The 313-nt window shown below is 69.6% G+C and carries 1 pseudogene; it reads left to right on the forward strand.

From position 1 onward, the window contains the following. A pseudogene (locus tag EIK80_RS25330) lies at window positions 1-313 on the forward strand (iron dicitrate transport regulator FecR); the annotation flags it as partial.

Genomic DNA, 313 nt, shown 5'->3' on the forward strand with positions numbered 1-313 from the left:
GTCTGACGGCCGGCGTCACCGCCATCTACAGCTCGGCCGGCAGCCGTTCGCGCGCCGTGTCGGACAGCGAGCTCGACCGCGCCCTGGCCTGGCGACAGGGCGCGATCGCGCTTAACGGTCAGTCGCTGGAGCAAGCGGTGGCCGAGTTCAACCGCTACAACAGGCAGCAGATACGCATCGCCGATCCGTCGATCTCGGGCCTGCGCCTGGCCGGCTATTTTCAGACGACCGAACCCAACAGCTTCGTCAGCGCGGTGACCAGCGCCTTCCCGGTGCGCGCCGCCGCGGGCTCTGACGGGGCCATCCGCCTCAC

Origin of the sequence: Caulobacter sp. 602-1 (assembly GCF_003931565.1) — a bacterium.
Lineage (GTDB): Bacteria > Pseudomonadota > Alphaproteobacteria > Caulobacterales > Caulobacteraceae > Caulobacter.